The sequence below is a fragment of the Pseudobutyrivibrio xylanivorans genome (genome assembly GCF_010906925.1).
Classification (GTDB): Bacteria; Bacillota; Clostridia; order Lachnospirales; family Lachnospiraceae; genus Pseudobutyrivibrio.
In genome coordinates this window covers 395,771-410,157 of sequence record NZ_VTVE01000002.1, presented here as the reverse complement: position 1 = coordinate 410,157, position 14,387 = coordinate 395,771, and the positions used below count along the sequence as shown (strand labels likewise).

Below are 14,387 nucleotides of genomic sequence, written 5' to 3'. Positions count from 1 at the left end.
TTCGATGGGCGTGTCTTCCCGCAGTATTCCAAAAAAACAAGCCCAAGATTTCTTGGGCTTGAGGGTTGTTATATCATTGCAAGCTTCTGTACAGCGTTATCCTGAATCATTGTGTCGTAGTGTTCAGACATATACTGTGCTGTACCTACTACATAATTCTGCTGATCACTGTATTCTGAAAGAATGTTGCAAACTTTGTTGTATACCTCTGGTGTATCATCTGTTTTGCTAACTACCAGATAGTACTGACCATCAAATGGACTCCTATAAAGAGAGTTTTTGCCGTTATAGAAGGTAGCCAGGATTGATGAAAGTCTAATGACATCATCAAGATTATCAAATACAAACATCTTAGTGATATCAACTGGCAATCCTTTTTTAGCTGCCTGCTCTGGGAAAGCCTTGGCAGCGTCGGCTGCCTTTTCAAGTAGACTATTGAACATGTTAAGTATGTCACTAGCAGAAGTCTCGTTAAATGGCTTTGTCTTGCTAGCTGTTACATCATCGTCATCATAGTCGTAATCGTCGTCCTCATCCTCTGAGAATCTAGAAAATCTAGTGTCTAACTCGTCAGGATTTTCTACCTTAGTAACAAGTAGAACAATGGACTCAGACGAAAGTGGTACTGCTTCTATCATTAGAGGGATATCCTCTGCTTCAAATCCGTATTGATATGATGCTTGCTCCATAAGCTCTCTGAATAACTCTCTTGCCTTGGCAGAGCCATAAGCAAGCTCAGATAGCTTGATGTGACGGCTAATTAAATCTTCTCTTGAAAGAGTGCATCTGATCTGGTTCTCGTTGATTTTTTCAATCTTCATAAAATCACCTCCCGAATCGAAAAAGATGCTATTACGTTTCTTGTTCGACTATTATATATATATTATATCGGAAAGTAAAGGAAAGAGGCATATAAAAACAGTGAAAAAATCTTAAATTTTTATTAAACCACAACAGTTACAGAAAAGTTGTCAATTAAAAAATATGCTTGCAATATAATTTTTTATGTGATATAAATTTTAGCGCAAGATGCTTTTTCCGGATGGAAGGAGCTGATATATTGATTAATATCAATTTGGATGACAGGTATGAGATTATTAAGACACTGCAACAGTCAGCAGCTACCGCAGTGGTGCTTGTCAGACACAAGAAGATAGGAGCACTCAGGATTCTGAAGGCCATTTCCAAGGCTAGTCCTGATGCACACAGCATCCTATCCGAAGCACATCTTTTACAAGGGTTTAATTCGACCCTATTACCCACCATTTATGAAGTAGAAGAAGATGAAGAAGTCTATTATTTGATTGAAGAATATATAGATGGAATTTCATTGAGGGAGTACTTGCTTGGCAAAGTAATCACGAAAGATGAATTGATAAAGTTTGCAGTAGAGATTTGCTCTATTGTGGAACTTTTGCATAAGGCAGGTAGAGAGCCTGTACTTTATCTTGATATGAAGCCGGATCATTTGATTATTCAGGAGGAAAAGATTCGCCTTATTGATTTTGGTATATCTATGAGAAAATCAGAATGTAGGCAGATGAATCCTCAGGGAACCCCAAATTGGGCGGCTCCAGAGCAATTAAGAGGAGGCTTTCTAGACGAGCGATGCGACATCTATGCCGTAGGCAAAGTGATAGATTTTATGCGAAGCAATAGTTATGCAAAAGATGATTATAAATTAGCCTATTTGATAGAAAAAGCTACAGCTGAAAATGTGGAATTAAGGACTAAAAGCATATCAGTGCTGAAAGAACAGTTGATAGCTTTAATAGGGAGTAAGGGAAATGAAAAATTTGGGAAGAAGCATCTTGATAAAAGAATCGCAGTAGTAGGTTCTGGCACATCAGTAGGTACCACACATATTGCGATATCTTTATGTAAATTTTTCAATAAAAGAAAAATAGATACCTATTACGAGGATTTAAGAAAGAATACTGTTAATGATATTTGGAAATCTGTGAAGAGCGCAAGATTAGAAGAAGGCGTTTTATACCACGATTGCTTTAGAGGCGTCATGAATTATGGAGATGCTATTGAAAAGCACAAGCCTCCTGTTGGTTTGCGTGTTCTTGATTGTGGAAAAGATGCAACGGATATACTGCTATCTGTGGATATTTTAATCTATGTGATAAGCGGCAGTCCTTGGCAACAAAACATGATTTATCCTCCATGGATTAAGGAGAAAAATGTATATATAATCAATAATTTTTCTAACAAAATAACTTCTATTAAAAAAGCCAAGGAACTTAAAAAAAGAGTTTACATGTATCCACTAACTAGAAATTCCATGGATTTATCCAAAGAAGAAGAGAAAGTATTCACAGCGATTTTTAAAAATGAAAAGGATTATATTTAATAAAATAAAAAACAAAAAAGACAACAACAATAAGGGAAAAACCATATGTGTATCTGCAGTGGCACCTAAGTTGGGCTGTACATTTATTTCACTTGCCATAGCTAATTTTATAGGCTCCTGTCTGAGAGAGAATGTGATTTTTATCGAACTGAAAGAGGAAAGTAGTTTGCTTGGAATGGTTGGAGAAAATCAGATATCAATAGGAAGGAGCATAGGCTACAAATACAAGGGTGTTAAATATATTTTGACAAACAGTGTAGAAGAGGCAATAGAATTGCTAGCTAGAGAAAGAGGATATGTGATAGTAGATTTAGGAGTTTTGGGAAATAATACTGCAGCAGTTTTTAACATATGTGAGAACAAAATTATTATAGGTAGTTTTATGCCTTGGCAAAGACGTGATTTCCATGAATTCATACGAAAAAATATTTTTAAAAGATTTGATATGGAAAACATTAAATTTTGCCAACTGGGTAGAGACAAGAAAGCACAACAACTTTTTTATGAATCTTACAGGTGTAGGCTTAATAACTTGCCTAAAATAGATAATCCATTTTCATTAAAGGAAGAGAACTTTGAAGACATTATTAATTTATTATAGGTAGCTGCGGAAAGGAGAAGTATAGATAGGAAAATAATATCGTTATTTATTAGTAGAAAAAGATAATAAGAAGAACAGATAAAAATTGAAGTATTTGGTAACGAATATGATATGAAAAGAGAGTGTAACAAACACTCTCTTTTTTTCTGCCATATAATAAGGCGAAAAGTGGAATTTCACTAGGTGATTTGCTATACTTTTACAGTATATGAGAGAAAGGGAGACGCATATGAATCAAAGTCACCATAACTATAATCGTAATCATAGAAATAACCACTACAATCGTAGGAGAAAAAAGAAAAATTACATCCCAAGAGGATATTACTACATAGGATCAGTTGCACTGTTTCTTACAGTTGTATTAGTAGGTCTTCTTGCATTCAAAAAATATTCATTTACAAATGAGCATGTTGAGCTGACTGAGTGGTATCAGAACACTCATGAAAATGAAGTCTCAGTTGTTTTGAATGGCGAATACAAGAAATCTCAGGACGAAACTGGCGCAGCTTTACCAAATGCCAATGCTATTAAAAATGAGGGTAATGTATATCTTGAGCTTGGCTTTGTAAAGGCCAATATCGACAACGGCTATGTATATGACCCATCAGAGATAACACTTAGATATGCTACTGACAGCGAGGTATATTCTGCGACTTTAGGAAGTGCTGATTATGTAGTTGATAAGAGCAATAATTCCCTTGGTGAGCCAGTAGTAGTTGCACAGGGAGATGCAGTATTTATTGCACTTGATTATCTCCAGATTTTATCTGATTTTAAATACACTCTTTTTGAGAATCCAGACAGAATTGTTATCGAGACAGCTGGATATGAAAAGCAGGTTGCTACAGCAAAAAATGATACTTCAATCAGAATCTCTAACGGCAGAAAGAGCCCTATCTTAGAGGATGTTGAAAAGGATGAAGAATTAAATGTAATCCGTGTTTCTGAGGATAAGGATTGGAGCTTTGTTGTTTCAGCAAAGGGAGTTATGGGATACATTCCTAATAGCAAATTCTCTGAGCCAACAGCTAAGACTGTAGAGTCATCTCTTCCAGAGAGGACTTACAATCATATTTCTATAGGAAGTGATATTTCACTTCTCTGGCATCAGGTTACATCTCAGACATCTAATGCTGATATTGCTACAGTGCTTACTAATTCAGGAAATATTAATGTTATTTCCCCTACATGGTTCCACTTAAATGACAACAAGGGTGGCATAGCATCTCTAGCAAATGCCAATTACGTAAGTGTTTGCCATTCTAATAATGTGCAGGTTTGGGGACTTGTAAGCGATTTTGAGAATCGTGACATTGAGACAACTACAGTATTAAATACAACATCTTCAAGAGATGCGCTTGTTAACAACATTCTTGCACAGGCTATTACTTATGGCTTGGATGGAATCAATATAGATTTCGAAGAGGTATCAAATGAGGCTTCCGATGGATTTATCCAGTTTATCAAGGAGCTTTCTATCAAGTGCGAGAAGAACGACATTATTTTATCAGTAGATAATTACATGCCAAAATATACTCCACATTACAACAGAGCAGAGCAGGCTAAATATGCCGACTATGTGGTAATGATGGGATATGATGAGCACACAAATGGAAGTTCAGAGGCAGGCTCCGTTGCATCTATAGGATTTGTTGAGGAAGGTGTTGCAGCTACTCTTGAAGAGGTGCCAGCAGAGCAGGTTATCCTTGGAATGCCATTCTACTGCAGAGTATGGCAGGTTAATGGAGATGGCGGCATTATCGATAGCAAGGCATACGGATTAGATGCTATACAGTCATTTATTAGAACTAACGGACTGACACCTGAATGGTCAGATGAGGCTGGTCAGTATTATGTGGAGTTTGCAGATGGAGACAAATTCTACAAGATTTGGATTGAGGATGAGAATTCAATCGAGCAGAAGTTAAAAATAATGGATAGCTATGGTCTTGCAGGTGGGGCATTCTGGAAGAAGGGCTTCGATAATTCAGCTACATGGAATGTTATTGCTAAATATTTATAAGACATGTAAGACACAGAAAAATCATAGAATTTCCCCATTTTACAAGGGGTTGCACAATCTAAAAATATTGTGTTCTAAGGGAAAAGTGATATAATTTTGAGTATGATTACTAAGATTATGGATGTTTCTGAGGAGCCAATAAATATGGAGTATATCAGAGAGGCTTCTGAGATATTAAAAAGCGGTGGGCTAGTAGCTTTCCCAACCGAGACGGTTTATGGTTTGGGAGGAGATGCCACCGATAAAGAGGCCTCGCGTAAGATATACGCAGCAAAGGGTCGTCCATCGGATAACCCTTTAATTGTACATATAGCAAAGTTTTCTCAGTTAGAAGATATTACAGAGAATTTACCTAAGACAGCAAAATTACTTGCTGATGCATTTTGGCCAGGACCACTTACCATGGTATGCAATAAAAATCAGGTTATCCCATATGAGACTACTGGTGGACTTGATACAGTAGCAGTGAGGATGCCTAACAATCCAGTGGCCTTAGCACTTATTGAGGAGAGCGGATGTATGATAGCTGCTCCTAGTGCTAATACATCAGGACGACCTAGTCCTACCAAGGCCAGCCATGTATATGAGGATTTGTCTGGCAAGATAGAGGCTATTTTGGATGGTGGAGCAGTTGACATAGGTCTTGAGTCTACAATCGTTGACTTGACCGAGGATGTAGTTACCATTCTTAGACCGGGCTTCATCAATATGGATATGCTTAGGAAAGTAGTTGGTGAGGTTAGGATGGACCCTGGTATTGTTTACAATGACAAGGGAACTACCAGTGGAGCAAAGCCTAAGGCACCGGGTATGAGATACAAGCACTACGCACCAAAGGGTGATTTGACAATCATCTCAGGTGAGGAAGATACAGTAGTTGGCAAGATTAATCAATTGACAAGAGAAGCACTTAAAGAGGGTAAAAAGGTGGGCATTATTGCTACATCTGAGACTGCGGATAGATACCCTGAGGGAGAGGTGCTTGTTATTGGAAATCGTTCAGATGAGAGTAGTATAGCTCACAACCTATACGATATTCTCAGACGATTTGATGAGCTTAGTGTTGACCTAATCTATTCAGAGAGTTTTGCCACTCCAAAGATGGGTCAGGCTATTATGAACAGGTTGCTTAAGGCAGCAGGGCAAAAGACCATCGAGGTCTAGGGAGATTTGTCCAGGAGAATATGAATATGAAAAATATTAATAGAGTTATTTTTGCTTCGGGAAGTGGCACATCCAGAGCACCTATGGCTACAGCTATATTTCATGCTATAGCCCACGATAGGCCCATAATTTGTGAGGCCAGAGGCTTGATTGTCCAGTTCCCAGAACCTTTAAATCAAAAGGTAGAGGCAGTTTTAATAAGTAATGGATGTAAGCTTTCGGATTATTCTTCCAAGCAGCTGATGGACTCGGATTTCTCCGAGAATACACTTGTGATTACCATGGAAGAAAGCCAGAGGCAAAAGATATTAAGTGAATACACTAATGCCACAGAGGAAAATACACGCCTCTTAAATGAGCTTGTTGGGGACGAGCTTGAGGTGATGGATCCATATGGTGGCTCAGTACAGACATACGGACTGTGCTATGAGGTCTTAAAGGCATCAATTGAGAAGTTAATGAGGGTATTAGAGGCATAATTTATATTGTATTGGAGGAGAATACCATGAGTGATAAGAGACTAGATTATATTAGCTGGGATGAGTACTTTATGGGCGTTGCAGTATTATCGGGTATGAGATCTAAAGACCCAAATACACAGGTTGGAGCTTGTATTGTTAGCCAGGATAATAAGATTCTATCCATGGGTTACAATGGTTTTCCAAATGGATGTTCAGACGACGAGTTTCCTTGGGCAAGAGTAGGAGACCCTCTGGAGAATAAGTATTTCTACACAACACACAGCGAGCTTAATGCAATATTGAACTATAGGGGTGGTTCGCTTGAAGGCTCAAAGTTGTATGTATCTCTTTTTCCATGTAATGAGTGTGCTAAAGCAATTATTCAGTCTGGTATCAAGACAATAATTTACGATAGCGACAAATATGAAAACACACCATCAGTTATCGCATCTAAGAGAATGCTTAGAGCAGCAGGTGTGGAGTTTTATCAGTATCAGCACACAAATCGAGAAATTAAAATAACACTATAATTGTCGGATTTTATAGGAGACAACATTGAAGGACAAGAGAAAACAAAATCGGGAAGTAACAAATTCCCTGGTGCTTGTGTTGCAATTTGGCCTAAACATTATAACGCCAATATTGCTGTGCACCATAGTTGGAGCAGTTTTAACTAAAAACTTTGGCTCCAAGGGATATACGATAGCAGGCATTCTGATAGGCATAGTTGCGGCATTTAATGGCGCCTACAGAATGGTTAGGGGTTATCTCAAGAATCCGGAGTCTCCGGGGCAGCGTGCGAGACGTCTGGAAGAAGAAGCAAAACAAAGTCAAGAGGTAAAGGATGATTAATTGGATGAAGAGATTGAATCAAGCCTTGCCGGGCTTGGTTTTAGGAATCCTTCTGTACGGATTGCTGGTTGAGATTATCGGTGTCTGGTTTGTAAATGACAAACTTAGATATACTACAGGACTTTTAATTGGAATCGGATGTGCTATTGGCATGGCCATTCACATAGCGATGATTATTGAGGAATCAGTGAGAATAGGTCCTGGACATGACAAGTATCTTTCATTTAAATCGGTGGCGAGATATTTTGTCTTGTGTGCAATTATGATAGGGATGACGTTTTTTAAACTTGGAAACATGTTTACAGCGATCATCGGTGTACTTGGGCTCAAGGTTAGTGCCTACGCACAGCCTTTGCTAATAAAAGCTTTCAAAAAGAAACATGAAGATATGGAAAGCAATGAAGATTTAGAAATAAATAGTGAAAAGGAGGTGAAAGTGTGACAGAAGGAATTTTACTGGCCTCAAGCGATACTGTGGACATGATAAAAGGTCTGTTCAAGTATGAAATATTTGGACAGGAGGTTTGGATCACAACCTCACATGTTTGCATCTTAATCGTGTGGCTTTCATTGGTAATCTTTTCCATAATTGCCAATCGCAAGCTGAAGCATGCCACTGAAGTTCCTGATACCTTCCAAAATATTCTGGAGCTTATTGTAGGACTCCTAGATAGCATAGTGGAAGGAAGTATGGGTAAGCACGCACCAGTGTTTGCAAACTGGATATGTACCATATTCTGTTTCATTTTGGTATCCAACTTATCTGGTTTGGTTGGCCTAAGACCACCAACAGCCGATTACGGTACAACACTGGCTCTTGCATTAATTACCTTTGTTTGCATTCATGTAGTAAAGGTAAGGCATCAGAGTGCAAAGGACATTTGGGTGGATAAATGTTCACCATTGCCACCATGGTTGCCAATTTGGCTTCCTATCAATGTCATTTCTGATATTGCGGTGCCTATTTCAATGTCACTACGTTTATTTGCAAACGTTCTTTCAGGAACAATCATTATGGGTCTTGTATATGGATTGCTAGGAAAGTTCGCCTTAGTATGGCCTGCAGCATTGCATGTATACTTTGATATTTTCTCAGGTGCAATTCAGACCTACGTTTTCTGTATGTTAACAATGACGTACATTACTCAGTCTTATGGTGATTCTTAAGAGGACTGAAAAAGAATAATACTTTTTAGGAGGAAAACATTTATGAACATTACAGGTACAGACTTAATTAAAGCTTGCTCAGCAATTGGTGCTGGTCTCGCAGTTATCGCTGGTATTGGTCCTGGTATCGGCCAGGGTATTGCAGCAGGTCACGGTGCAGCAGCCGTTGGACGTAATCCAGGAGCACAGGGACAGATCATGTCTACTATGTTACTTGGTCAGGCCGTTGCCGAGACAACAGGTCTTTATGGCTTAGTTATCGCCCTTCTGTTACTCTTTGTACAGCCATTAGTAGGATAAAAAAATCATCAAGATTTTTATTATCCGTATAAGGATGCTTTTTTGGAAACAGGTTTACAAAAAAGTAGTCTGGCTGAAAGCCAGATTAAAATGAAGTTTTCATATACTTCATTTTAACCATGGCTAATAAAACCTAGGAAGAAAAATAAAAAAGGAGGGCTAAAAGTTGGAAAGACTATTTGACTTAGATGCACAATTGCTTAATGATGCAGTACTTTTAGCCATTGCAGTATTCTTCCTATTCCTTATAATGTCCAACATGCTGTTCAACCCAGCTAGAAAGCTGCTTAAGGACAGAAAAGAAGGCATTGCAAAGGATATTGCAGATGCAAAGAACGATAAGGAAGAGGCAGAAAAGCTAAAGGCGGAGTACGAAGCAAAGCTTAAGGATATCTCAAAAGAAAGAGATGCTATCCTAAGCGAAGCAAGACAAAAAGCCTTGAAGAATGAAACCAAGATTGTAAGCGATGCTAAGGAAGAAGCAGCTGCCATCGTAGCACGTGCTAACGAAGAGGCAGAGCTTGAGAAGAAGAAGGTTGCAGACGAGGTTAAGCAGGAGATGATTTCTGTAGCTGCTGTAATGGCACAGAAGGTTGTAGCTGCCAACATCGATACAACAATTCAGAATACCTTAGTAGAGCAAACACTTAAGGAAATGGGTGAAAAAACATGGCTAAATTAGTCTCAAACGTATACGGTGATGCGTTGTTTGAGTTAGCTGTGGAATCAGGAAGAGTCGATGACTTCTTAAAAGAAGCAGAAGGTGTAATCGAAGTTGTTAAAAAAGATGACGGCTTTTCTCAGATGATGAATCATCCAAAGATCAATAAAGAAGAGAAGCTTCAGATTATCGACGAGATTTTCAAAGGCAGAGTAAGTGATGAGATTGTGGGACTCCTTAGAATGCTTGAGGAAAAGGACCACATCAAAGAAATAGAAGGCGTTTTAAACTATTACATTGAAAAAGTTTACGATTACAAAAAAATCGGTCGCGCAACTGTTTCAACTCCACTTGAACTTACAGATGCTCAGAAAGCAGATGTCGAGAAGCGTTTGCTTCAAACTACAGAATATAGCTCATTTATTATGAACTATATCGTAGACCCTGAGTTAATCGGGGGTATGGTAATTCGCATTAAAGATAGAGTTGTTGATAGTTCTATCAAAACTCAGATTAATAAATTGTCACACGAGTTATCAAATATTCAATTGAAAGTAGGTGAATGCGCTCCATGAATTTAAAACCAGAAGAAATTAGCTCGGTTATCAAAGAGCAGATGAAACGCTATGCAGCGCAGCTTGACGTGGCAGACGTAGGAACTGTTATTCAGGTTGCCGATGGAATTGCACGTATTCACGGATTACAGAACGCTATGCAGGGTGAGCTCCTTGAGTTCCCTGGTGAAGTTTACGGCATGGTCTTAAACCTTGAGGAAGACAATGTAGGTTGTGTTCTTTTAGGAAACGATAAGAATATCAACGAAGGCGATACAGTAAAGACTACTGGTCGTGTTGTTGAGGTTCCAGTTGGTGACGCTATGCTTGGACGTGTAGTTAATGCGCTTGGACAGCCTATCGATGGAAAGGGACCTATTGAAACTACTAAGTTCCGTCCTATCGAGCGTGTTGCTTCAGGTGTTATCTCACGTAAATCCGTAGATACTCCATTGCAGACAGGTATTAAAGCTATCGATTCCATGATTCCTATTGGACGTGGACAGCGTGAGCTTATTATCGGAGATAGACAGACAGGTAAGACTGCTATCGCTATTGATACAATCATTAATCAAAAGGGACAGGGCGTAAAATGTATTTACGTTGCAATTGGCCAGAAGGCTTCTACAGTTGCAGCCCTTGTTAAAACATTAGAGGAATATGGTGCTATGGCTTGGACAACAGTTGTTGCCGCTACAGCATCAGAGCTTGCACCACTTCAGTATATCGCTCCTTATTCAGGATGTGCTATCGGTGAGGAGTGGATGGAGAATGGACAGGACGTTCTCATCATCTATGATGATTTGAGTAAGCATGCTACTGCATACCGTACACTGTCATTACTTCTTCGTCGTCCACCAGGACGTGAGGCTTACCCAGGCGATGTATTCTACTTACACTCAAGACTTCTTGAGCGTGCAGCTAGACTTTCAGATAAGTTAGGCGGCGGTTCACTTACCGCACTTCCTATCATTGAGACTCAGGCAGGCGATGTATCAGCATATATCCCTACCAATGTTATCTCAATTACTGATGGTCAGATTTATCTTGAGACAGAAGCATTTAATGCAGGTTTCAGACCAGCCGTTAACGCAGGTCTTTCAGTATCCCGTGTAGGTGGTTCTGCTCAGATTAAGGCTATGAAGAAAATCGCAGCTCCTATCCGTGTTGAGCTTGCTCAGTATCGTGAGCTTGCAGCTTTCGCACAGTTTGGTTCAGAGCTTGATGCAGATACAGCTGAGAAGCTTGCTCAAGGTGAGAGAATCAAGGAGATGTTAAAGCAGCCACAGTATGCTCCAATGCCAGTAGAGTATCAGATCATGATTATCTATGCTGCTACTAAGAAATATTTGCTTGATATTCCAACAGCAGACATTCAGGCTTTTGAAAAGGCATTGTTTGATTTGGTTGATACCAAGTATCCAGAGATTCCTGAGTCTATTAAGACTACAAAGGTTCTTGAGGATGATATGGAGCAGAAGCTTATAAAGGCTATCGAGGAGTGTAAAAAGAGCTACAAGTAAGGAGGGTGATCTGTTATGGCCTCAATGAGAGACATAAAGAGAAGAAAACAGAGTGTTTCCAGCACTCAGCAGATCACTAAGGCCATGAAGCTTGTATCTACAGTAAAGCTCCAGAAGGCTCGTTCTAAGGCAGAGCAGACTACACCGTATTTTAACGCTATGTACAATACAATCTGTAGCATGCTTGCCAAGGCAGGAGCAGTAAATAACAAGTACCTTAAGGACAATGGTTCTGAGAAGATTGGCGTTATTGTCATCACATCAAACCGTGGTCTTGCAGGTGGTTACAATTCAAATATTGTAAAGATGATTACTGGTTCTGATATGAAGCCTGAGGATGTAAAGCTTTATGTAATAGGACATAAGGGAGGCGAAAGTCTTACTCATAAGGGTTATGAGATTGTTAAGGACTATTCTCCAGTGATGGAGGCCCCTACTTATGCAGATGCAATGGAAATCTGCAAGGATGTCCTAGGAGCATATGCAAGCGGGGAAATCGGACAGATTTACCTTGTATATACACACTTCAAAAATACAGTTAGCCAGATTCCAAAGCTTATGAAGCTACTTCCAGCAGAGGTTGCAGAGGAAGATGTTGCAGCAGCTAAATCTTCAGGTGCAGAGGCTCTTATGAACTTTGAACCAAATGAAGAAGAGGCTCTCGACCTCATTGTTCCAAAGTATGTGACTTCACTTGTATATGGTGCCTTAGTTGAGGCGGTTGCATCTGAAAATGGTGCTCGTATGCAGGCAATGGATTCAGCGACAAATAATGCTGAGGAAATCATTAGTGATCTATCATTAAAATACAATCGTGCCCGCCAGGGATCAATTACTCAGGAGTTGACCGAGATTATCGCTGGTGCCGAGGCACTTTCTTAAAAAAGCAGATAGGAGTGAAAAAATGGCAAATAATATTGGTAAAATCACTCAGATTATCGGTGCCGTACTTGACGTAAGCTTCGCAAATAGCGAGCTTCCAGAAATCAACGACGCTCTTGAAATTACAAGAGATAATGGAGAGAGACTGGTTGTCGAGGTAGCACAGCATTTGGGTGACGATACAGTTCGTTGTATTGCCATGGGTCCTACAGATGGTTTAGTACGTGGAATGGATGTACTTGCTACAGGAGCACCAATTTCGGTTCCTGTTGGTGAGGCAACACTTGGTCGAATCTTCAACGTACTTGGAGATGCTATTGATGAGCAGCCAGCACCTGAGGGTGTTGAGAAGATGCCTATCCATAGAAAAGCTCCAGCATTTGAGGAACAGGCAACATCAACAGAAATGCTTGAAACAGGTATTAAGGTCGTTGACCTTCTTTGCCCTTATCAGAAAGGTGGTAAGATTGGATTGTTCGGTGGTGCCGGTGTAGGTAAGACCGTACTTATCCAGGAGCTTATCCACAACATCGCAACAGAGCACGGTGGATACTCAGTATTCACAGGTGTAGGTGAGCGTACTCGTGAGGGTAATGACCTTTACTATGAAATGAAGGAGTCAGGCGTTATCGACAAGACCTGCATGGTTTTCGGTCAGATGAACGAGCCACCAGGAGCTAGAATGAGAGTTGGTCTTACTGGACTTACTATGGCTGAGTACTTCAGAGATAAAGGTGGAAAGGACGTGCTTCTTTTCATCGACAATATCTTCCGTTTTACTCAGGCTGGTTCAGAGGTTTCAGCCCTCCTTGGTCGTATGCCTTCAGCCGTTGGTTATCAGCCAACACTTCAGACAGAGATGGGTGCTCTTCAGGAGCGTATCACATCTACAAAGAATGGATCTATTACATCAGTTCAGGCTGTATACGTGCCTGCCGATGACTTAACAGACCCAGCTCCAGCGACAACATTCGCGCACTTGGATGCTACTACAGTTCTTGAGCGTTCTATCGCCGAGCTTGGTATTTATCCAGCGGTAGACCCACTTGGTTCTACATCGCGTATCCTTGACCCACGTATCGTTGGTCAGGAGCACTTTACAGTTGCACGTGGTGTTCAGGAGATTCTTCAGAAATATAAGGAATTACAGGATATTATCGCTATCCTCGGTATGGATGAGCTTTCAGAAGAGGACAAGCTTGTAGTTAACCGTGCACGTAAGATTCAGAGATTCTTGTCACAGCCATTCTTCGTAGCTGGTCAGTTTACTGGTCTCGAAGGAAAGTATGTGCCAATCGCTGAGACAGTACGTGGCTTCAAGGAAATCCTCGAAGGTAAGCATGATGATATTCCAGAGAGTTACTTCCTCAATGCTGGTACAATCGACGAGGTTCGTGCCAAGATGAACGCAAAGTAGGAGGTGGCAAATGGCAGATAACACCTTTAAAGTATCAATCATTACGCCAGAGCGTACCTTTTATGAAGGTGAGGCTACTATGGTTGAATTTAATACAGTCGAAGGACAGATTGGTGTGCTTCCAAAGCACATCCCTTTGACTACTGTTATTGCGCCGGGCATTTGCACAATCCATGAGGCAGAATCAGAAAAGAGAGCCGCTGTTCATGCAGGACTTGCAGAGGTTTTGCCTGACAAGGTGACAATATTGGCAGAGATTGCCGAGTGGCCTGATGAAATTGATTTAAGCCGTGCCCGCAGCGCGGAAGAGAGAGCTAGAGAGCGATTAGCAAGCAAGGCCGAAAATATAGATTTGCTAAGAGCTGAGATAGCTTTAAAGAAAGCATTAATTAGACAGGATATTCTTGCTAAATAATGCAAATG

Annotated in this window: 17 protein-coding genes; 16 read left to right on the top strand and 1 reads right to left on the bottom strand. The window is 40.1% G+C overall.

What is annotated here, in order from left to right; genetic code table 11:
- Positions 1–68 precede the first annotated feature (68 nt).
- On the bottom strand, positions 69–821 hold the full coding sequence (locus F0Q01_RS08650; RefSeq protein WP_090488178.1) for an adaptor protein MecA: 753 nt from the start codon (positions 819–821) through the stop codon (positions 69–71).
- A gap of 221 nt (positions 822–1,042) precedes the next feature.
- Between F0Q01_RS08650 and F0Q01_RS08645 the strand changes: the two genes are divergently transcribed.
- From F0Q01_RS08645 to atpC, 16 genes are all read left to right on the top strand, one after another.
- The gene (locus tag F0Q01_RS08645) at positions 1,043–2,359 is read left to right on the top strand and encodes a serine/threonine protein kinase (RefSeq protein WP_090488176.1); all 1,317 of its coding nucleotides are present in this window, start codon (positions 1,043–1,045) and stop codon (positions 2,357–2,359) included.
- Complete coding sequence (locus F0Q01_RS08640) at positions 2,340–2,960, top strand: hypothetical protein (protein WP_090488174.1); 621 nt, start codon at positions 2,340–2,342, stop codon at positions 2,958–2,960. Before F0Q01_RS08645 ends, F0Q01_RS08640 begins: the two co-directional genes overlap by 20 nt.
- Positions 2,961–3,189: 229 nt before the next feature.
- Positions 3,190–4,983: a glycosyl hydrolase family 18 protein gene (locus F0Q01_RS08635; RefSeq protein ID WP_163927204.1), complete on the top strand. Its 1,794-nt coding sequence runs from the start codon at positions 3,190–3,192 to the stop codon at positions 4,981–4,983.
- Positions 4,984–5,085: 102 nt separating this feature from the next.
- Positions 5,086–6,147 (top strand): L-threonylcarbamoyladenylate synthase, encoded by a 1,062-nt coding sequence (locus tag F0Q01_RS08630; RefSeq protein WP_090488170.1) that lies wholly within the window; start codon positions 5,086–5,088, stop codon positions 6,145–6,147.
- 26 nt (positions 6,148–6,173) lie between these two features.
- Positions 6,174–6,626, top strand: coding sequence for a phosphotyrosine protein phosphatase (locus tag F0Q01_RS08625; protein WP_090153054.1), 453 nt, complete (start codon positions 6,174–6,176; stop codon positions 6,624–6,626).
- A gap of 26 nt (positions 6,627–6,652) precedes the next feature.
- Positions 6,653–7,138: a deoxycytidylate deaminase gene (locus F0Q01_RS08620; protein ID WP_090153050.1), complete on the top strand. Its 486-nt coding sequence runs from the start codon at positions 6,653–6,655 to the stop codon at positions 7,136–7,138.
- Positions 7,139–7,163: 25 nt separating this feature from the next.
- Positions 7,164–7,460, top strand: coding sequence for an AtpZ/AtpI family protein (locus F0Q01_RS08615; protein WP_090488168.1), 297 nt, complete (start codon positions 7,164–7,166; stop codon positions 7,458–7,460).
- A 4-nt stretch (positions 7,461–7,464) separates the two neighbouring features.
- The gene (locus F0Q01_RS08610) at positions 7,465–7,902 is read left to right on the top strand and encodes a hypothetical protein (protein WP_176753716.1); all 438 of its coding nucleotides are present in this window, start codon (positions 7,465–7,467) and stop codon (positions 7,900–7,902) included.
- Positions 7,899–8,627 carry a F0F1 ATP synthase subunit A gene (atpB, locus tag F0Q01_RS08605; protein WP_176753715.1) on the top strand — a complete coding sequence of 243 codons (729 nt, stop codon included), beginning with the start codon at positions 7,899–7,901 and terminating at the stop codon, positions 8,625–8,627. Before F0Q01_RS08610 ends, atpB begins: the two co-directional genes overlap by 4 nt.
- A gap of 42 nt (positions 8,628–8,669) precedes the next feature.
- Positions 8,670–8,927 carry an ATP synthase F0 subunit C gene (atpE, locus tag F0Q01_RS08600; protein ID WP_090488165.1) on the top strand — a complete coding sequence of 86 codons (258 nt, stop codon included), beginning with the start codon at positions 8,670–8,672 and terminating at the stop codon, positions 8,925–8,927.
- 166 nt (positions 8,928–9,093) lie between these two features.
- Entirely contained in the window at positions 9,094–9,609 is a 516-nt protein-coding gene (atpF, locus tag F0Q01_RS08595; protein ID WP_090153045.1) for a F0F1 ATP synthase subunit B, read from the top strand.
- Positions 9,597–10,163, top strand: a complete 567-nt coding sequence (gene atpH, locus F0Q01_RS08590; protein ID WP_090153043.1) for an ATP synthase F1 subunit delta — start codon at positions 9,597–9,599, stop codon at positions 10,161–10,163. The genes atpF and atpH overlap by 13 nt, the downstream gene beginning before the upstream one ends.
- On the top strand, positions 10,160–11,665 hold the full coding sequence (gene atpA, locus F0Q01_RS08585; protein ID WP_090153039.1) for a F0F1 ATP synthase subunit alpha: 1,506 nt from the start codon (positions 10,160–10,162) through the stop codon (positions 11,663–11,665). The genes atpH and atpA overlap by 4 nt, the downstream gene beginning before the upstream one ends.
- A gap of 15 nt (positions 11,666–11,680) precedes the next feature.
- Positions 11,681–12,547 carry an ATP synthase F1 subunit gamma gene (gene atpG / locus F0Q01_RS08580; RefSeq protein ID WP_090153036.1) on the top strand — a complete coding sequence of 289 codons (867 nt, stop codon included), beginning with the start codon at positions 11,681–11,683 and terminating at the stop codon, positions 12,545–12,547.
- A 22-nt stretch (positions 12,548–12,569) separates the two neighbouring features.
- The gene (gene atpD, locus F0Q01_RS08575) at positions 12,570–13,964 is read left to right on the top strand and encodes a F0F1 ATP synthase subunit beta (RefSeq protein ID WP_090153033.1); all 1,395 of its coding nucleotides are present in this window, start codon (positions 12,570–12,572) and stop codon (positions 13,962–13,964) included.
- A gap of 10 nt (positions 13,965–13,974) precedes the next feature.
- Complete coding sequence (gene atpC / locus F0Q01_RS08570; protein ID WP_090153030.1) at positions 13,975–14,379, top strand: ATP synthase F1 subunit epsilon; 405 nt, start codon at positions 13,975–13,977, stop codon at positions 14,377–14,379.
- The last annotated feature ends 8 nt before the right edge of the window (positions 14,380–14,387 follow it).

Coding starts and splice junctions, on each gene's coding strand:
- F0Q01_RS08650 (WP_090488178.1), bottom strand. CDS start 821: ATGAAGATTGAAAAAATCAACGAGAACCAGATCAGATGCACTCTTTCA.
- F0Q01_RS08645 (WP_090488176.1), top strand. CDS start 1,043: ATGGAAGGAGCTGATATATTGATTAATATCAATTTGGATGACAGGTAT.
- F0Q01_RS08640 (WP_090488174.1), top strand. CDS start 2,340: ATGAAAAGGATTATATTTAATAAAATAAAAAACAAAAAAGACAACAAC.
- F0Q01_RS08635 (WP_163927204.1), top strand. CDS start 3,190: ATGAATCAAAGTCACCATAACTATAATCGTAATCATAGAAATAACCAC.
- F0Q01_RS08630 (WP_090488170.1), top strand. CDS start 5,086: ATGATTACTAAGATTATGGATGTTTCTGAGGAGCCAATAAATATGGAG.
- F0Q01_RS08625 (WP_090153054.1), top strand. CDS start 6,174: ATGAAAAATATTAATAGAGTTATTTTTGCTTCGGGAAGTGGCACATCC.
- F0Q01_RS08620 (WP_090153050.1), top strand. CDS start 6,653: ATGAGTGATAAGAGACTAGATTATATTAGCTGGGATGAGTACTTTATG.
- F0Q01_RS08610 (WP_176753716.1), top strand. CDS start 7,465: ATGAAGAGATTGAATCAAGCCTTGCCGGGCTTGGTTTTAGGAATCCTT.
- atpE (WP_090488165.1), top strand. CDS start 8,670: ATGAACATTACAGGTACAGACTTAATTAAAGCTTGCTCAGCAATTGGT.
- atpH (WP_090153043.1), top strand. CDS start 9,597: ATGGCTAAATTAGTCTCAAACGTATACGGTGATGCGTTGTTTGAGTTA.
- atpA (WP_090153039.1), top strand. CDS start 10,160: ATGAATTTAAAACCAGAAGAAATTAGCTCGGTTATCAAAGAGCAGATG.
- atpG (WP_090153036.1), top strand. CDS start 11,681: ATGGCCTCAATGAGAGACATAAAGAGAAGAAAACAGAGTGTTTCCAGC.
- atpD (WP_090153033.1), top strand. CDS start 12,570: ATGGCAAATAATATTGGTAAAATCACTCAGATTATCGGTGCCGTACTT.
- atpC (WP_090153030.1), top strand. CDS start 13,975: ATGGCAGATAACACCTTTAAAGTATCAATCATTACGCCAGAGCGTACC.